The organism is Pseudarthrobacter sp. 1G09, assembly GCF_050038305.1.
Lineage (GTDB): Bacteria > Actinomycetota > Actinomycetes > Actinomycetales > Micrococcaceae > Arthrobacter > Arthrobacter equi.
Genome location: NZ_CP188306.1, coordinates 3881905 through 3898965, shown reverse-complemented (window position 1 = coordinate 3898965; position 17061 = coordinate 3881905). Strand labels below are relative to the sequence as shown.

Here is a 17061-nt window from a genome sequence, read left to right as displayed (position 1 = left end):
TTGAGCGTTTTCTGTGATGTTTTGGTGTTTCCTGTTGCGGTGCGGAGCACGCGCGGAGAGCCCGGCGGCAGCGACGGCGTAGGAATCGGCGCAGACGCCGAAGCCAACACTTTCGAGCCCGAAGAGGACGTGGACGCGACCAAGGGCCCGAAAACAGACTGAACCGCAGCGTCAGCCCGTGCCCGGGCTCAAATTTCAGTCAAGATTCCCCGCCGGCCGCCCACATTGGCATTTACGGAGGTTACCAGCGGGTAGATTTTTAGTTGCTTCCAATTCCCCCAATGCGGAGGCAACAAGGAGGCCCCCGCGCTTGAGCTTCGACTCGCGTGGGGGCCTTCCCGCATTCCCCGGACCTACCAGGCCAGGTCTTCCTCGCCGAGGGAGCAGAACCGGGGAGACATGCGGGAGCCCGAGTCGACGAGTTCCAGCAGCTGCCGCGCGGCGGTGGCGGGACTCTTGGAAGCATCGGACTGGCCCATGGCCGTGGCGAGTTTGCCGGGGTGCACCGCCCAGCAGCGCACCTGGCCTTGGAGCTCCTGGGCCAGCGAAACGGTGAGCATGTTCTGGGCTGCCTTGGACACCTTGTACGCATAGCTGGTGGAAAGGTCCGCGAAGTCGCCGTTCGCCTGCGCCGTCACGGAACCAAGCCGGGACGACACATTGACAATGACGGGGTCCGGCGCGGCCAGCAGGTTCGGCAGCAGGAACTGCGTCAGCCGCAGCGGACCGGCCACATTCACATCCACAGCGTTCATAAGGCCGTCCGCCTCGATGGCTCCCAATTTGCCGTGCGGCGCACCCTGCGCCGCGTTGTTGACCAGCAGGTCAACGGGTCGGTGGTCCAACGCTGCGGTGAGCGCGTGCGCCGGTTCGGACCGGACGTCATGCAGGACGGGTACGACGCCGGCTGGCCAGGATCCGCCCGCGGGTCCGCCGGAGGTGCGGGTGAGGGCGAGGACGTCCCACCCGTTTTCTGAGAGCTCGCGGACAATGGCGTATCCCAGTCCGCGGTTGGCCCCGGTGACCACGGCAAGCCTGCCCACCACGGGATCAGGCCGGGTCTTTCGAAGTGCCGGAGTGGGCATCGGCGGGCCGTGCCGACGTCACCTCGGTGTAGTGCTCCACCACGGGGAAGGGCTCGTAGAACCGGTGCAGCAAAGCCCGCCACTGCTGGTATTCGGGGGAGCCGCGGAAGCCTTCGGTGTGGTCCTCGAGGGTTTCCCAGTCCACCAGCAGCAGGTACGTGCTGGGGGACTCAATGGAGCGCGAGAGCGACAGCGAACTGAAGCCGGGCATGGCCGCGATGATCCGGCGTGCCTGGCCGAAGGCGGCTTCGAACTCCTCTTCCTGGCCGGGAACGACGGGCAGCAGTGCGTGCTCGGTAATCATCCGGCTATTCTGGCAGGTTTCCGGGCCATTCCCGGCTTGACCTGCTGCAACGCAGAAGACCCCGCCCGGAAAGCTTTCCGGACGGGGTCACCTGATCGCTAAAGCCTAGTGCTCCAGGAGGGACACGTCGCGGACGGCACCCTTGTCCGCGGAGGTTGCCATGGCGGCGTAGGCGCGCAATGCCGCAGAGACGTGGCGCTCCCGGTCCTTGGGCTTGTAGCCGCCATTGACCAACAGCTTCTCGCGGCGCTCGGCCAGGATCTCGTCGGAGACTTCCAGCTGCAGGGAGCGCTGGCTGATGTTGATGCTGATGATGTCGCCGTCTTCCACCAGGGCGATGGTGCCGCCGGAGGCAGCCTCGGGGGAGATGTGTCCGATCGACAGGCCGGAGGTGCCGCCGGAGAAGCGGCCGTCAGTGATCAGCGCGCACTTCTTGCCGAGCCCGCGGCCCTTGAGGAACGACGTCGGGTAGAGCATTTCCTGCATGCCCGGTCCGCCCTTGGGGCCTTCGTAGCGGATGACCACCACGTCGCCTTCCTTGATGCCCTTGTTCAGGATTTTCTCCACGGCTTCGTCCTGCGACTCGCACACCACAGCGGGGCCCGAGAAGGTCCAGATGGATTCATCCACGCCCGCGGTCTTCACCACTGCGCCGTCCACTGCCACGTTGCCGCGCAGCACGGCCAGGCCGCCGTCCTTGGAGAAGGCGTGCTCCACCGAACGGATGCAGCCTTCCGCGGCGTCGGTGTCCAGGGAAGTCCACTCGTTCGACTGTGAGAACGCGGTGGAGGAGCGGACGCCGCCGGGGGCCGCGTGCCACAGGGCCTGTGCCTCTTCGGTGGCTTTGCCGCCGCGGATGTCCCAGTCATCCAGCCATCCGTCCAGGTCGGTGGAGTGCACTGAGTGGACGTTCTTGTGCAGCAGGCCGCCACGGTTCAGCTCGCCCAGCAGCGCAGGAATACCGCCGGCGCGGTGCACATCCTCCATGTAGTAGGTCTTGTTTCCGGCCACGTTCGGGGCCACCTTGGCCAGGCAGGGCACCTGGCGGGACTTGGCATCCATCTCGGCCAGGCCGTAGTCCACGCCGGCTTCCTGGGCCGCGGCCAGCAGGTGCAGGATGGTGTTGGTGGAGCCGCCCATGGAGATGTCCAGCGCCATGGCGTTATCAAAAGCTTCTGCGGTGGCGATGTTGCGCGGCAGGACCGACTCGTCGTCGCCGTCGTAGTAGCGCTTTACGAGCTCGACGACGGTAGCGCCGGCTTTCTCGTACAGCGCCTTGCGCGCGGTGTGGGTGGCGAGTACCGAGCCGTTGCCCGGCAGGGCCAGGCCGATGGCCTCGGCGAGGCAGTTCATGGAGTTGGCCGTGAACATGCCGGAGCAGGATCCGCAGGTGGGGCAGGCGTTTTCTTCGATGAGGTTGATGTCCTCATCGGAGATGGACTCGTCCACAGCGTCGGCGATCGCGTTCACCAGGTCAAGGGAGCGGACAGAACCGTCGGTCAGGGTGACGCGGCCGGCCTCCATGGGTCCGCCGGAAACGAACACCACGGGGATGTTCAGGCGCAGCGCGGCCATCAGCATGCCGGGGGTGATCTTGTCGCAGTTGGAGATGCACACGAGGGCGTCGGCGCAGTGTGCGTTGACCATGTACTCCACCGAGTCGGCGATCAGGTCGCGGGACGGCAGCGAGTAGAGCATGCCGGAGTGGCCCATGGCGATGCCGTCATCCACGGCGATGGTGTTGAATTCGCGCGGCACGGCGCCGGCGGCGAGGATCGCGTCGGAGACGATACGGCCCACGGGGGCGAGGTGAGTGTGGCCGGGGACGAATTCGGTGAAGGAGTTGGCCACGGCGATGATCGGCTTGCCGATATCCGAGTTGGCGACGCCGGATGCGCGCAGCAGTGCGCGGGCTCCGGCCATGTTGCGGCCGTGGGTAACTGTCTTTGAACGTAGTGCAGGCATGATGACCATCCTTCTCTGGCGCCGCCGCAAGAGGAAGACGGCCTTGCTACTAGTAGTGGGAGTACCAGAGTAATAGTATTTCCGAATGCAGAGTTCCGGCCGCCGCAAAGAACTGGGCCTCTTCCTCCGGGCCCGCCGGGACCAGGCCCTCCGGGTTGATTACGGACTCCCGCCCATAGCCCGCAAGCGGGAGCGGGGCCTGCGCCGTGAAGAGGTGGCGTTCCTCTCCGGCGTGAGCGTCACCTGGTACACGTGGCTGGAACAGGGCCGCGACATCAGCCCGTCCCGCCAGGTGCTGGAAGCAGTCAGCAGGGCGCTGCATCTTTCAGACACCGGCCTGGACTACGTCCTGTCGCTCGGCGGGTACGCATCCGCCGGACCGAGCACGACGGCGGCCGCCACCGCGCCTGCCCATCTTCAGCGGCTGCTCGACGCCCTTGACCCGAACCCGTCCTTTGCGCTGTTCCCGGACTGGGGCGTCGCAGGCTGGAACAACGCCTACGCGGCCCTCTTTCCCAACATCGCCACCGTTCCCGCCGCGGACCGCAACCTGCTCTGGCTGGTGTTCACGGACCCGTACGTCAGGAACCTGCTGCCGGACTGGGACGTCACCAGCAAGAGGTTTCTGGCGGAGTTCCGTGCCGAAACCGGGCAGCGTTTGGGGGATGTGGACATCAAGAACCTGGTGGAACGGCTCAAGGAGGCAAGCCCGGAATTCCGGGAAGGGTGGGACCGGTACGACATCCTGGGCTTCGAATCGCGCGAACGGCTCTTCCACCACCCTGCCGTGGGAGTGCTGCAGCTGGAGCACCACCAGCTCTCGCCGTCGGACCGGCCGGACCTGCACCTGGTGGTCTACACGCCGGCGCCCGGGAGCGACGCGGGAACGCAGATGGAGCGGCTCATCGCTGCTGCTGCCTAGTCGACCGCGCCAATCCACCTGAGGCCCAGCGAAATGGAAATGGCGGCGAAACCGGGATGGTTTCGCCGCCATTTCTGTAGGCAGGTTCAGCGGCTGGGCGCCGCCGGGGCAAGGCTTAGTTCAGGTCGAACCGGTCCAGTTCCATGACCTTGGCCCAAGCCGCCACGAAGTCGTGGACGAACTTCTCCCTGGCGTCGCTGCTGGCGTAGACCTCGGCCAGGGCGCGGAGCTGCGAGTTGGAGCCGAACACCAGGTCCACGGCGGTGGCCGTCCACTTCACTTCGCCGGTGGAGACGTCCGTGATCTCGTAGACGTTCTCCTCGTTCTCCGAGGCCTTCCACTTGGTGCCGGGGGAGAGGAGGTTGACGAAGAAGTCGTTCGTCAGGGCCTGCGGCTTGTCGGTGAGGACACCGTGGCCGGAGCCTCCCACGTTGGTGCCCAGCGCTCGCATGCCGCCCACCAGCGCCGTCATCTCCGGTGCGGAGAGGTCCAGCAGGTAGGCCTTGTCCAGCAGCAGGGTTTCGGGCTGGAGCTTCACTCCAGGCCGGATGTAGTTTCGGAAGCCGTCCGCCCGCGGCTGCAGGTAGCCGAAGGACTCGACGTCGGTCTGTTCCTGTGCCGCGTCCGTGCGGCCTGGACGGAACGGCACTGTGACGGGGACCCCGGCGTCGGACGCTGCCTTTTCCACCGCAGCCGCGCCGCCCAGGACGATCAGGTCCGCGAGGGATACCTTCTTGCCGTTGGCCTGGCCGGAGTTGAACTCCTCCTGCACGCGCTCAAGCGTCGGCAGCGCGGTGGAGAGCTGTTCGGGTTCGTTGGCTTCCCAGCTGCGCTGCGGTTCCAGCCGGATCCGGGCACCGTTGGCGCCGCCGCGCCGGTCCGTCTTGCGGTACGTGGCGGCCGAGGCCCACGCCGTGCCCGCAAGCTGCGGGATGGTCAGGCCGGAGTCCAGGAGTTTGGCCTTCAGCGCGGCGATGTCCTCCTCGCCGATCAGTTCATGGTCGACGGCGGGAACGGGATCCTGCCACAGCTGCGCCTCCGGAACCCACGGGCCGAGCAGGTGCGGACCCACCGGGCCCATGTCACGGTGCAGCAGCTTGTACCAGGCCTTGGCGAACGCCAGCGCGAACTGGTCCGGGTTCTCCAGGAAGCGACGGGAGATCTTCTCGTACTCCGGGTCCACGCGCAGCGACAGGTCCGTGGTGAGCATGGTGGGCCGGTGCTTCTTCTCCGGGTCATGGGCGTCGGGGATGATCTTCTCGGCGTCCTTGGCCACCCACTGCTTGGCGCCGGCGGGGCTTTCCACCAGCTCCCATTCGTGCCCGAACAGGATCTCGAAGAACCGGTTGCTCCACTGCGTGGGCACGTCCGTCCAGGTCACTTCCAGGCCGGAGGTGATGGTGTCGGCTCCGTTGCCGGACCCGTACGTGCTCAGCCAGCCAAGTCCCTGGGACTCGAGGTCCGCACCCTCAGGTTCCGGGCCAACGTGGTCATCGGCGCTGCCGGCGCCGTGGGTCTTGCCGAAGGTGTGGCCGCCGGCGATCAGCGCCACGGTCTCCTCGTCATTCATGGCCATGCGCTTGAATGTTTCGCGGATGAACGCCGCCGCAGCCAGCGGATCCGGGTTGCCCATGGGGCCTTCGGGGTTGACGTAGATCAGGCCCATCTCGGTGGCGCCCACCTCATCAGCCATCTGGCCTTCGGCGACGTACCGCTCGTCGCCCAGCCACGCGTCCTCGGGGCCCCAGAAGATCTCCTCCGGCTCCCACACGTCCTCGCGGCCGAACGCGAAGCCGAAGGTCTTGAAGCCCATCGACTCGAGGGCCACGTTGCCGGCGAGGACCAACAGGTCCGCCCAGGAAAGCTTCTGGCCGTACTTCTGCTTCACCGGCCACAGGAGGCGGCGGGCCTTGTCCAGGTTGGCGTTGTCCGGCCAGCTGTTCAGCGGAGCGAACCGCTGGCCGCCGTCGCCCGCTCCGCCGCGGCCGTCATGGACGCGGTAGGTGCCGGCCGCGTGCCAGCTCATCCGGATCATCAGGCCGCCGTAGTGGCCGAAGTCCGCCGGCCACCAGTCCTGCGAAGTGGTGAGGACCTCGGTGATGTCCTGCTTGAGTGCCTCGACGTCGAGCTTCTGGAATTCGTCCCGGTAGCTGAAGTCCGGGCCCAGCGGATTGCCGGCCGGGTGGTTGGTGTGGAGGACGGAAAGGTCCAACTGGTTGGGCCACCAGTCGGCGATGGTCCGCGGCCGGTGCCCCTTAGGCTGGGGTGAATCGATGGCCGGGTTTTCGCTCTCGCTGCCCTGTGCGGTAACGCTGTCATGCATTACAGGGCAGCCGCCCTCGGCCTTCCCGTCCGCGCCCTGGGCGCTCGCTGGCGTGGGAAGCGGAGGATGCTCTTGGGGATCGGTCATGTGCTTCTTCCTTCCGTTGGGCCGAGGCCGCGGTTGGACTCGGGCAGCCGGTGCAAACCCTCCCATTTGAACATAGAGCCATGGTTCGAGGAGACCCCTAATTTGGGGTGAATCCGCCGCTTGCCCTGTGATCTGCGGCATTGCCGGGCGGCGGTGGCCGCAGGGTTCCGCCGTCCGCGTAACAGTGCCGCCAGGGTGTTACGCGGAATATCTTCCTGATGCCGGGGCTTGTCGACTAAGGGTCCTTTAGCGGTCCCTTTCCCGGCGCGATGCAGCGCGCGGGCCTCCGCCTCAGCGCGGGGCCGTGCTGGCGCGCGGATACACAGCACCTACCAGAAGGAGCACCATGACCATCGGAGCAGGAACAGCAGCGGGCAACGGACGGACGGCACTGGTGGTGGGGGCTACCGGAATCTCAGGCTCCGCCCTGGTGGATACCCTGGTTGGCGACGGCTGGTCAGTCCTGGCCCTGTCCCGCCGGCCCGGACCTGAGCGCTCCGGCGTCAGGTGGCTCTCCGCGGACCTGACCTCGGCGTCCGCCCTTGCCGCCGTGCTTGCTCCGGAGAACCCCTCCCATGTTTTCTTCACCGCCTGGTCGCGCCGCGCCACGGAGGAAGAGAACATCGCCGTGAATGCGGGCATGGTGCGTGACCTGCTCGCAGCGCTGCGGGGAAAGGACGTAGCCCACGTTGCCCTGATGACTGGGCTCAAGCACTATCTGGGACCGTTCGAGGCGTACGCCGCCGGGGAAATGCCGGACACGCCCTTCCATGAGGAGGAACCGCGGCTTCCGGTGAACAACTTCTACTACGCCCAGGAGGACGAACTCTGGGCGGCAGCTGCCGAGCAGGGGTTCACCTGGTCAGTGCACCGTGCCCACACCGTGATCGGCCATGCGGTAGGCAACGCCATGAACATGGGCCTCACGCTCGCCGCGCAGGCCACCCTGTGCCGGGACAGCGGGCAGCCGTTCGTCTTCCCCGGGTCCGAAACCCAGTGGAACGGCCTGACCGATATGACGGATGCCGGCCTGCTTGCCGAGCACATGCTGTGGGCCTCCACCACTCCCGCCGCCGCCAATGAAGCCTTCAACATCGTCAACGGCGATGTGTTCCGCTGGCGCTGGATGTGGCCGAAGCTCGCAGCCCATTTCGGCGTGGAGTGGGAGGGGTACCAGGGGGAGCCCCGTCCGCTTGAGCAGTCCATGGCGGGGCGGGAGGACCAGTGGCGGAGGATCGCCGAGGAGAACAACCTCAGCGAACAGGACCTGGGCCGGGTGGCCTCCTGGTGGCACACGGACGGCGACCTGGGGCGGAACATCGAGGTCGTGACGGACATGGGCAAGAGCAGGGACGCAGGTTTCACGGGCTACCGGCGGACGCTGGACGCCTTCACCACTCTGTTTGACCGCTACCGCTCCGAGCGCCTCATTCCCTGACGAAGTGGGTCAATGCGCTGCGCCGAGTTCTATGAGCAGGACACCGCCGATGATGAGGCCGAGCCTGAGCATCATGACGGGGGTGATGGTCTCCTTGAAGAAGACGCGGCCGGCCAGGGCAATCAGGGCGACGCCGGCGGCGGCCCAGATGCCGTAGGCAACGCCCAGGCCAAGGCCTTTCCGGAGGACTCCGGCAAGGAATGCGAAGGACGCGGAATAGCCGAGAATAACCGCGATGAAGAACACAGGATTATCGAGGGCCGCTTTCAAGGAGAGGGACGCCGTTACCCCGCTCAGGATCGCGCCGGCGAGAAGAATCCACTTCATTTACCTCAGTCCTTGAGAATCATCGGGGCTTGGTCCCCGTGGGTGCAACGGAGCGAGTGGCACTGGTGGTCCCGGGCCTCCCACGTGCAATGGCAGGCGGGAGGCCCGGGACGGTTGGTTACGCCTGGGGGACGAGCTCCGCACCGGCAACAGCGGAGCTGCCGAGGTCACTCCCCTTGAGGGCCCGATTCGCAGCCAGAGCACTGGTCCACGTGTCAGTGTCCGCCACTGCTGCCCAGTTCGAGTTCAGCAGCGTCAGGAGTGTGGTGTGGACCGTCCGGGCATCAGCGAAACCGGCGTCGTTGGCGAGGTTGATGGCGCCTGTGGCGTCTGAAAGGACCTCGGTGCTGAAACCGAGGGACTCTGCCTCCACGGCTGAGGCGAGCACGCAGTTGTTGGTCATGTAGCCCACCAGGGTGACCGTGTCGACGTCGTTCTTCCGCAACCAATCAGCGACGTCCGTGCCCGCGTACACGGACCCGTACTGCTTGACGACGGACTTCCATTCGCCGGTCCTGCGGCTTTCAATCTCGGGGTGCAGCTCGAACTCCGGCGTGCCGGGGGCAAAGACGGGTGCGCCAACGCCCGCGGAGTGCTGGATCACGGCAACCGGAATCCCGGCGGCTGTCGCGGCGTCCACGGCCTTCGTGATCATGGGCAGGGACTCCTGGTGCGCCGGGTACTGGATTTCGAGGGGACCGCTGAAGTACTGCTGCTGTACGTCGATGACTATGAGGGCGCGGCGGGGGATGCTCATGTTCTGGTTTCTCCCTGGTGGTTGATTTGGCCGCCGGTTGGCGACCCTTCCAGTCTTCCCACCAATGAACCGGATCAACAGTGGCACGAAGGCGAATGTACGATGGATTCAGGCCAAAGTGTTGGAATGGGGCGGAATGAGGATTGCGGTATATGCCTTCGATGGGGCAACGATGTTCCACTTGGCCGTTCCCCAGATGGTTTTTGACGAAGTTGCCCGCCAGGGCCTCGCCGGCTGGAAGACGGTTCTGTTCTCTGACCAGGAAGGCGAGGTAACCACCGCTGAGGGCTACCGGCTGGGTGAGATAAAGGGGCCGGAGGCTGCCGAGGTGGCGGACGTTGTGGTGGTGCCTTCATGGTTCGACGACGGTCGCGTCCCCGGTGATTCGCTGCGGCAGGTGCTCCAAGTTGCGCACGGGCGTGGGGTGCCGATCATGGGCTTGTGCCTGGGCGCGGTTCCCGTGGCCGACGCCGGTTTGCTCGCCGGGCGCCGGGCCGTCACGCACTGGCAGGCGTTTGATTCGCTGGCTGTGCGGCACCCGGATATCGCCCTTGACCAGTCCGTGCTGTACATCGATCACGGTGATGTCCTGACCTCGGCCGGCACGGCTTCCGCGCTCGACGCCTGCCTGCACGTGGTGCGTTCGCGGCTGGGGGCGGAGGCGGCAAACAAGGTGGCTCGCAGCCTGGTGATTGCTCCGCACCGGGACGGCGGCCAGGCGCAGTACATCGAGCGGCCGGTGCCTCAACGTACGGCTGATGACCCGATCTCGAGCCTCCTTGACTGGGCGTTGGCCCGCTTGGGCGAACCCCTCACCATTGACCGGCTCGCGGCGCAGGCGCACCTGAGCCGCCGGACCTTCGTCCGCGCCTTCCGGGCCGCGACAGGTACGACGCCGGCTTCCTGGATCCGTGCGCGCCGCCTGGACGCTGCCCGGCGGCTGCTGGAGACCACCGACCTGTCAGTGGAACAGATCGCGGACGACTGCGGGTTCGGCAACGCCGTCACGCTGCGGCAGAACTTCGCGGCTGCATTCTCCACTACGCCTACGGAGTACCGGCGGCGTTTTGATGCGCGGGTGGGATAACCGGGCAGCACGGTTGGCTGTTTTGAACGCCAACCAGGCACCGCTGAAGGGGCCGAAAGCCAATAGACACGCGAACCCGGCAGGCCTAAAATTGCTCCGCTGGGACCCCACGAAGGTGTTGGAAAGGGTTCGAGATGGGCAATCAGGAAGACGCCGCGGTGGTGCGGCGCGGTTATGAGGCCTTCAATTCAGGGGACGTCCAGACCCTGATGGAGCTGTTTGCGCAGGACGCGGTCTACCACGTGGGCGGCAGCGGCGGGCTGGCGGGCGACAAGAACGGCCAGGAAGAAATCATGGCCTATTTCGGTGAACTGTTCTCCCGCTCGGGAGGCACCACCAAGGTGGAGCTCAAGGACGTCATCGCCGGGGAGCAGCACACCGTCAGCCTCCAGAAGGCCCAGGCGCAGCGCAACGGGCAATCCATGGACCAGGAAGGCGTCCTCGTGTTCACGCTCAAGGACGGCAAGGTCACCGAGGTCAGCGAGTTCCAGGAGGACACCGCCAAGGCTGCCGACTTCTGGACCTAATGGGGAACGCACACCCCAGAATCACCGGTGTGTACGCCGTGGGAGAACCTCCGGGTTTTCTCCGGCGGCACGGTCCAAGTCCCAGCTGCCGGACGTAAACTGACGCTCGCACCACGTTTTGTGGACACTCCGTCAGGTTGGAACCGGAATGCTCTGGAAACTGCTTGTTGAATACCTGCGGCCGCACCGCGCGCTGCTGGCCGCCGTCGTGATCTTCCAGCTGGCGCAGTCCATCGCGTCGCTGTACCTGCCCACGCTGAACGCGGACATCATCGATGAGGGCGTGGCCAAGGGGGACACCGGGTACATCCTGTCCACCGGCACCATCATGCTGGTCATTACCCTCGCGCAGATCGCGTGCGCGGTGGTGGCCGTCTACTTCGGCGCCAAGGCCGCGATGGGGTTGGGCCGGGACCTGCGCGGAGCCATCTTCGAGCGGGTGGGGGAGTTCTCCGAGCAGGAGGTCAGCCGGTTCGGTGCCCCCAGCCTGATCACCCGGTCCACCAACGATGTCCAGCAGGTCCAGCAGCTGGTGCTGATGAGCGCCACGCTGATGGTGGCAGCACCCATGCTCAGCATCGGCGGCGTGATCATGGCCATCCGGCAGGACGTCCAGCTGTCCTGGCTGATCGCCGTCTGCGTGCCGGTGCTGCTGATCGCCGTCGGGCTGATCGTCATCCGGATGGTGCCGCTGTTCCGCAAGATGCAGAAGCGGATCGACACCGTGAACCGGGTGCTGCGCGAACAGCTCACCGGCATCCGGGTGGTGCGGGCGTTCGTGCGCGAGGACGTGGAGACGGCCCGGTTCACCCAGGCCAACGCGGATGTCACGGACGTGGCCCTGCAGGCCGGCCGGCTGATGGCGCTCATGTTCCCGGTGGTGATGCTGGTGCTGAACGTGTCGTCCGTGGCGGTGATCTGGTTCGGCTCGTTCCGGATCGGGGACGGGTCCATGCAGGTGGGCACCCTGATCGCCTTCCTCAGCTACCTGATGCAGATCCTGATGTCCGTCATGATGGCCACGTTCATGGCGGTGATGATCCCGCGCGCCTCGGTGTCCGCGGACCGCATCGGCGAGGTGCTGGGCACCCGGTCCAGCGTGCTGCCGCCACTGAACCCGGTCACCGCCGCGGCGGACGGCAGGCAGCGCAGGGGCGAGCTGGAGATGCGCGACGTCGGATTCGCCTACCCGGGTGCCGACCAGCCGGTCCTCTCCGGCATCAGCTTCACCGCGAAGGCCGGGCAGACCACGGCGATCATCGGCAGCACCGGCGCGGGCAAGACCACCCTGGTGAACCTGATGCCGCGCCTGTTCGACGTCACCACCGGGGCGGTCCTGATCGACGGGGTGGACGTCCGCGACCTGCACCCGGACCTGCTCTGGGGGCACATCGGCCTGGTGCCGCAGCGGCCCTACCTGTTCACCGGCACCGTGCGCAGCAACCTGCTGTACGGCAACCCGGCGGCCACCGAGGACGAGCTGTGGGAGGCGCTGGAGATCGCGCAGGCCAGGGACTTCGTGGAGGAGATGGAGGCGGGGCTGGACGCACCCATCAGCCAGGGCGGCACCAACGTTTCCGGCGGGCAGCGGCAGCGGCTGGCCATCGCCCGGGCCCTGGTGAAACGGCCCGAGCTCTACATTTTCGACGACTCCTTCTCCTCCCTGGACACCGGCACGGACGCGCGGCTGCGGCGGGCGCTGAAGCGGAGCACGTCCGGCGCCTCCATGGTGGTCATCGCGCAGCGGGTGTCCAGCATCGTGGAGGCGGACCAGATTTTGGTGCTCGACGACGGCAGGATCGTGGCGCGCGGAACGCACCATGAGCTGCTGGAGAGTTCGGAGACGTACCGCGAGATTGTCTCGTCGCAGCTCGCGGCGGAGGAGACGGTCTGAGCCCCCGGCCCGCGTCCGTGACCGGCGGATCCTGGCGGGTTGTGGCCCGGTGCAAGCACCTGGAGTGCCTGTAACACTGCAGACATGGTCCGCGGACCGAAAAGCTGCCACTGCCTTTGGGCCCGCGACCATATTTTGCGGGTGGCCGCCTCGATAGCATGAGGTGTCCGGACAGAGCCGTCCGGCCAGTTCGACGCAGAAGGAAGCCCATGGCAGCGGTGACGGTGGACGACATCCTCTCGGATCTCCCCCTGGGTTTCGCCACCCTGGTCCTCGGGCCGGTCCCGGCCGGCTCCGCCATTGAACGGTTCCTGATTGTGGATGCCGATGATGAAACGTCCGACGGCGGTGCGGCCTTTGTGCTGCTGATCGGCGTCCGCGGCCGCTCGGCCCTGCCCGCGTTGCGGCGGCTTCTGAAGAACCCCCCGCCGGTGATTGCCGTGAAGGGAAAGCGGGAAGAGCTCATCGAGGCCGAGGAGCTGCTCCGCGATGCGGGCACGGGCCTGCTCCTGGTGGATCCGGCGGCTGACTGGGACCGCCTCCTGTCCATCGCCAAGGACAGGATCCAGCCCCGCAGCTACCAGAGCGAAGTGCTGACCCTGCTGGAAGAGGATCTGTTTGCGATTGCCCAGACCACGGCCAGGCTCACCTCCAGCCACGTGCTCATCGAAGACGCCGCCAACAAGGTGCTGGCCTACTCCACTGTTTCCAATGACATCGACGAGCTGCGCAAAGCTTCCATCCTGACCCGGCGCGGTCCGCGGAAATATGAGCTGTTGCTCAAAGACCTGGGCGCCTACCGGGAACTGCACCGGACCCGGCTGCCGGTGCGGGTGCCAGCCCGGCCGCAGGACGGGCTGCGGGAACGCGTGGCCATCACGCTGTTCGCCGGGGACCGGATCATGGGGTACATCTGGCTCCAGGAAACCGGGGCGGGGTTCGGCGCGGACGTTGACTATGTCCTCAACGGATCTGCCGCCAGGGCTTCCGCCGAGCTGATCCGTTACCGCAACCAGCAGTCCGTGCACATGCGCGAAGACCGCGTGGCGCGGATCCTGTCGGGCCCGGCGGAAGCCGCCGCCAGCGCCCACAGCGAGAAGATCCCCGCTGACCGTCCCGCGGCTTTGATCCTGCTGGGCATCTCGGATGCCGAGGCGCAGGCGGACGACGCAGCACTCAAACACGGCGAGCTGGCCAACCTGGCATCCATCCATGCGGCCGCGTATAAGGCCTCCGCCATCGTGGGCCAGTTCAAGGGCGATACCGCGGTGATTGTCCCTGGGCTGCAGTCCACCGCCGCGGAACCTGGGCTGCGCAGCCTGGCTGAGTCGATCGTCCGGGATGCGGGCAAGCACCTGGGCATCCGTCCGTTCGCCGCCGTGGGGCCGGTGGTCCCGGACCTGCTGTCGCTGCATTCAACCACCAGCATCACCGAGGCCCTGCTGGGCTGCGTCGGCGGGTCTCCGGACGCGTCGGTTGCCACCGTGGACGACTTTGAAGCCGAGATCCTCTTCCGCGAAGCAGTCCACAATTTCACGTCCTCCACGTTCCGTCACCGCAGCCTTTCCGCGTTGCTGCGGGAGGACGGCGAACTCGCCGAAACCCTCCACGCGTATTTCGATGCCGCCCTTGACGTGGCCGGGTGCGCCGCCAGGATGAAGCTCCACAAGAACACCGTCTACTACCGGATCGGCAAGGCATCCCGGCTGACGGGCCTGGATTTCAGCGACCCCCGGGATGCGTTGGTGGCCCTGCTCCACATCCAGGAATGGGCCGGTACACACAAAGAACTCTTAGGCAGGAAATGACCACAGCACTTATGGCGCCTCCGTTGGGCCCGATACTGGACGACATCGTCCGCAGCCACACACCGCAGCGGGAAAGCGGGTCAGTCCCCGCCACTATCCCGCACTTGGCAGCAGTGCCGTTCAACAGGTTCGGGATCGCGGTTGCCACCACGTCCGGTGAGCTGTTCAGTTCCGGCGATGCCCACGTTCCGTTCTCCATCCAAAGCATTTCCAAGGTGTTCACCCTGGCCATGGCGCTCCGGGGCGACGGCCCGGGAACACTGTGGTCCCGCGTGCTGCGGGAGCCGTCCGGTACCCCGTTCAACTCCCTGGTCCAGCTGGAAGTGGAGCACGGCATCCCACGGAACCCCTTCATCAATGCCGGTGCCCTGGTGGTCACCGACCACCTGATGGATGAAACGCCCGACGCCGCCACCCGGCTGTTGCGGTTCCTCACCGAAGAGGCAGGCAGCGCTGGTCCGTTCATTGACGAGGACGCGGCGGCCAGCGAGCTTTCCAGCAGCAGCCGCAACCTGGCCCTGGCGCACTTCCTCAAGGATTTCGGCAACCTGGCGCGGCCAGCGGAATCAGTGGTGGAAAACTATGTCCGGCAGTGCTCCATCATGATGACCTGCGTGGAACTCGCCAAAGCGGGACTTTTCCTGGCCCGGGACGGCGAGGGGACCCACGGACCCGTGGTGTCCCGCAGCGAAGCGAAACGCATCGGCTCCATCATGCTGACGTGCGGCATGTATGACGCCGCCGGCGAGTTCGCCTACCGGGTTGGCCTGCCCGGAAAAAGCGGCGTGGGAGGCGGGATCCTGGTGATCGTTCCCGGCGAATGCGCCATCTGCGTCTGGAGCCCCCGCCTGGACGCTAAGGGAAATTCCCTGGCCGGCACCGCCGCCCTGGCCGACCTTTCGGACCGCACCGGCTGGTCCGTCTTCTGAACACCCGGGCTGCACAGCCCGGCCATTTTCTTCCCCACCTTGCTTGATGTTCCCCTACTGAAAGGCTCAACCATGCCCAACAACCCCAATGACGAGGTTGTAGCGGACCGCAATGCCGCACCGGACCACCTGATCGACGGTGGTCATGCCCACGCTTCCGAGTCCTCGCTGCATGCTGAGGATAAGGGTTATCACAAGAGCCTGAAGCCGCGGCAGATCCAGATGATCGCCATCGGCGGCGCTATTGGTACCGGTTTGTTCCTTGGTGCCGGCGGGCGCCTGAACGCGGCCGGCCCGTCGCTGGTGATCGCTTACGCGGTGTGTGGTTTCTTCGCGTTCCTGATCCTGCGGGCCCTGGGCGAGCTGGTGCTCCACCGCCCCTCGTCCGGGTCCTTCGTGTCCTACGCCCGTGAGTTCTTCGGGGAGAAGGCCGCGTTCGTGTCCGGCTGGTTCTACTGGATCAACTGGGCCACCACCACCATCGTGGACATCACCGCCGCGGCGCTCTACATGCACTTCTTCGGCAACTACGTCCCCTGGATGGCTGACGTGCCGCAGTGGGCCTGGGCCCTGATCGCCCTGGTAGTGGTCCTGAGCCTGAACCTGGTCTCCGTGAAGGTCTTCGGCGAGATGGAATTCTGGTTCGCCCTCATCAAGGTCGCCGCCCTGGTCGCGTTCCTGCTGGTGGGCACGTACTTCGTCATCTTCGGCACCCCCGTGGACGGGCAGGAGGTAGGCCTGAGCCTCCTCTCGGACAACGGCGGCGTGTTCCCCAACGGCCTGCTGCCCATGATCATCCTCATGCAGGGCGTCCTGTTCGCCTACGCCTCGATCGAACTGGTCGGCACCGCCGCCGGCGAGACCGAGAACCCCGAGAAAATCATGCCCAAGGCCATCAACTCCGTAGTCTTCCGCATCGCGGTGTTCTACGTCGGCTCCGTGATCCTGCTGGCCCTGCTGCTCCCGTACACGTCCTACCAGAAGGGCGTCAGCCCGTTCGTGACGTTCTTCGGCTCCATCGGCGTCCAGGGCGTGGACGTGATCATGAACCTGGTGGTCCTCACCGCGGCACTGTCCTCGCTGAACGCCGGCCTGTACTCCACCGGACGGATCCTCCGCTCCATGTCCGTCAACGGCTCCGCCCCGAAGTTCGCGTCCCGCATGAACAAAGCCGGCGTCCCCTACGGCGGCATCGCCATCACCGCCGCCGTCTCGCTCCTCGGTGTGCCGCTGAACTACCTGGTCCCGGCCGAAGCGTTCGAGATCGTCCTGAACATCGCCTCCGTGGGCATCATCATGACCTGGGCCACCATCGTCCTGTGCCAGATCCAGCTCAAACGCTGGGCCGACAAAGGATGGGTGGAACGGCCCTCCTTCAGGATGTTCGGCGCCCCCTACACCGGATACCTCTCCCTGGTCTTCCTGATAGGCGTCCTGATCATGGTCTTCATCGACTCACCCCTGACCATGATGGTCACAGCCATCGCCTCAGTCCTGATGGTCTTCGGCTGGTACGCCTGCCGCAAACGCATCCACGAAATCGCCGAAACCCGCGAAGGCCACACCGGCACCGCACCGGTCATCGCCAACCGGACACCCATCCGGTAA

Annotated in this window: 15 protein-coding genes; 9 read left to right on the top strand and 6 right to left on the bottom strand. The window is 66.1% G+C overall.

Annotated features, from left to right (window positions below):
* The first annotated feature begins 24 nt into the window (after positions 1-24).
* Positions 25-162, top strand: a complete 138-nt coding sequence (locus ACP3TD_RS18045) for a hypothetical protein (RefSeq protein WP_426764352.1) — start codon at positions 25-27, stop codon at positions 160-162.
* A 191-nt stretch (positions 163-353) separates the two neighbouring features.
* Here ACP3TD_RS18045 and ACP3TD_RS18040 read toward each other — a convergent pair whose 3' ends face one another.
* The 3 genes from ACP3TD_RS18040 to ilvD form a co-directional block, all read right to left on the bottom strand.
* Complete coding sequence (locus ACP3TD_RS18040; RefSeq protein WP_426764351.1) at positions 354-1085, bottom strand: SDR family NAD(P)-dependent oxidoreductase; 732 nt, start codon at positions 1083-1085, stop codon at positions 354-356.
* Positions 1051-1389 carry an antibiotic biosynthesis monooxygenase family protein gene (locus tag ACP3TD_RS18035; protein ID WP_426764350.1) on the bottom strand — a complete coding sequence of 113 codons (339 nt, stop codon included), beginning with the start codon at positions 1387-1389 and terminating at the stop codon, positions 1051-1053. Before ACP3TD_RS18035 ends, ACP3TD_RS18040 begins: the two co-directional genes overlap by 35 nt.
* A 105-nt stretch (positions 1390-1494) precedes the next feature.
* A complete protein-coding gene (gene ilvD, locus ACP3TD_RS18030; protein WP_426764349.1) occupies positions 1495-3354 on the bottom strand; it encodes a dihydroxy-acid dehydratase in 1860 nt (619 codons plus the stop codon).
* 85 nt (positions 3355-3439) lie between these two features.
* On the opposite strand from ilvD, the gene ACP3TD_RS18025 reads away from it, so the two are divergent.
* Positions 3440-4276 carry a helix-turn-helix transcriptional regulator gene (locus ACP3TD_RS18025; protein WP_426764348.1) on the top strand — a complete coding sequence of 279 codons (837 nt, stop codon included), beginning with the start codon at positions 3440-3442 and terminating at the stop codon, positions 4274-4276.
* A 115-nt stretch (positions 4277-4391) separates the two neighbouring features.
* Here ACP3TD_RS18025 and katG read toward each other — a convergent pair whose 3' ends face one another.
* Positions 4392-6686 carry a catalase/peroxidase HPI gene (gene katG, locus ACP3TD_RS18020; protein WP_426764347.1) on the bottom strand — a complete coding sequence of 765 codons (2295 nt, stop codon included), beginning with the start codon at positions 6684-6686 and terminating at the stop codon, positions 4392-4394.
* Positions 6687-7032: 346 nt separating this feature from the next.
* On the opposite strand from katG, the gene ACP3TD_RS18015 reads away from it, so the two are divergent.
* On the top strand, positions 7033-8124 hold the full coding sequence (locus ACP3TD_RS18015) for an SDR family oxidoreductase (protein WP_426764346.1): 1092 nt from the start codon (positions 7033-7035) through the stop codon (positions 8122-8124).
* 9 nt (positions 8125-8133) lie between these two features.
* Here ACP3TD_RS18015 and ACP3TD_RS18010 read toward each other — a convergent pair whose 3' ends face one another.
* Both ACP3TD_RS18010 and ACP3TD_RS18005 read right to left on the bottom strand, forming a co-directional pair.
* Positions 8134-8451 carry a DMT family transporter gene (locus ACP3TD_RS18010; RefSeq protein ID WP_426764345.1) on the bottom strand — a complete coding sequence of 106 codons (318 nt, stop codon included), beginning with the start codon at positions 8449-8451 and terminating at the stop codon, positions 8134-8136.
* Between the two features lie 118 nt (positions 8452-8569).
* Positions 8570-9208 carry an isochorismatase family protein gene (locus ACP3TD_RS18005; RefSeq protein ID WP_426764344.1) on the bottom strand — a complete coding sequence of 213 codons (639 nt, stop codon included), beginning with the start codon at positions 9206-9208 and terminating at the stop codon, positions 8570-8572.
* 136 nt (positions 9209-9344) lie between these two features.
* Here ACP3TD_RS18005 and ACP3TD_RS18000 point away from each other — a divergent pair, with 136 nt between their 5' ends.
* From ACP3TD_RS18000 to ACP3TD_RS17975, 6 genes are all read left to right on the top strand, one after another.
* Positions 9345-10295 (top strand): GlxA family transcriptional regulator, encoded by a 951-nt coding sequence (locus ACP3TD_RS18000; RefSeq protein WP_426764343.1) that lies wholly within the window; start codon positions 9345-9347, stop codon positions 10293-10295.
* 134 nt (positions 10296-10429) lie between these two features.
* A complete protein-coding gene (locus ACP3TD_RS17995; RefSeq protein WP_426764342.1) occupies positions 10430-10822 on the top strand; it encodes a nuclear transport factor 2 family protein in 393 nt (130 codons plus the stop codon).
* A 148-nt stretch (positions 10823-10970) separates the two neighbouring features.
* The gene (locus tag ACP3TD_RS17990) at positions 10971-12716 is read left to right on the top strand and encodes an ABC transporter ATP-binding protein (protein ID WP_426764341.1); all 1746 of its coding nucleotides are present in this window, start codon (positions 10971-10973) and stop codon (positions 12714-12716) included.
* A gap of 209 nt (positions 12717-12925) precedes the next feature.
* Positions 12926-14524 (top strand): PucR family transcriptional regulator, encoded by a 1599-nt coding sequence (locus ACP3TD_RS17985; RefSeq protein ID WP_426764340.1) that lies wholly within the window; start codon positions 12926-12928, stop codon positions 14522-14524.
* Positions 14521-15453, top strand: a complete 933-nt coding sequence (locus ACP3TD_RS17980) for a glutaminase (RefSeq protein ID WP_426764339.1) — start codon at positions 14521-14523, stop codon at positions 15451-15453. The genes ACP3TD_RS17985 and ACP3TD_RS17980 overlap by 4 nt, the downstream gene beginning before the upstream one ends.
* 72 nt (positions 15454-15525) lie before the next feature.
* Positions 15526-17061 (top strand): amino acid permease, encoded by a 1536-nt coding sequence (locus ACP3TD_RS17975; RefSeq protein ID WP_426764338.1) that lies wholly within the window; start codon positions 15526-15528, stop codon positions 17059-17061.

Bases quoted from the DNA above. Each gene is read 5' to 3' on its own strand.
- ACP3TD_RS17985 (WP_426764340.1), top strand. From the start codon at position 12,926: ATGGCAGCGGTGACGGTGGACGACATCCTCTCGGATCTCCCCCTGGGT.
- katG (WP_426764347.1), bottom strand. From the start codon at position 6,686: ATGACCGATCCCCAAGAGCATCCTCCGCTTCCCACGCCAGCGAGCGCC.
- ACP3TD_RS17975 (WP_426764338.1), top strand. From the start codon at position 15,526: ATGCCCAACAACCCCAATGACGAGGTTGTAGCGGACCGCAATGCCGCA.
- ACP3TD_RS17995 (WP_426764342.1), top strand. From the start codon at position 10,430: ATGGGCAATCAGGAAGACGCCGCGGTGGTGCGGCGCGGTTATGAGGCC.
- ACP3TD_RS18025 (WP_426764348.1), top strand. From the start codon at position 3,440: ATGCAGAGTTCCGGCCGCCGCAAAGAACTGGGCCTCTTCCTCCGGGCC.
- ACP3TD_RS18010 (WP_426764345.1), bottom strand. From the start codon at position 8,451: ATGAAGTGGATTCTTCTCGCCGGCGCGATCCTGAGCGGGGTAACGGCG.
- ACP3TD_RS18000 (WP_426764343.1), top strand. From the start codon at position 9,345: ATGAGGATTGCGGTATATGCCTTCGATGGGGCAACGATGTTCCACTTG.
- ACP3TD_RS18015 (WP_426764346.1), top strand. From the start codon at position 7,033: ATGACCATCGGAGCAGGAACAGCAGCGGGCAACGGACGGACGGCACTG.
- ACP3TD_RS18040 (WP_426764351.1), bottom strand. From the start codon at position 1,085: ATGCCCACTCCGGCACTTCGAAAGACCCGGCCTGATCCCGTGGTGGGC.
- ACP3TD_RS17990 (WP_426764341.1), top strand. From the start codon at position 10,971: ATGCTCTGGAAACTGCTTGTTGAATACCTGCGGCCGCACCGCGCGCTG.
- ACP3TD_RS18035 (WP_426764350.1), bottom strand. From the start codon at position 1,389: ATGATTACCGAGCACGCACTGCTGCCCGTCGTTCCCGGCCAGGAAGAG.
- ilvD (WP_426764349.1), bottom strand. From the start codon at position 3,354: ATGCCTGCACTACGTTCAAAGACAGTTACCCACGGCCGCAACATGGCC.
- ACP3TD_RS18005 (WP_426764344.1), bottom strand. From the start codon at position 9,208: ATGAGCATCCCCCGCCGCGCCCTCATAGTCATCGACGTACAGCAGCAG.
- ACP3TD_RS17980 (WP_426764339.1), top strand. From the start codon at position 14,521: ATGACCACAGCACTTATGGCGCCTCCGTTGGGCCCGATACTGGACGAC.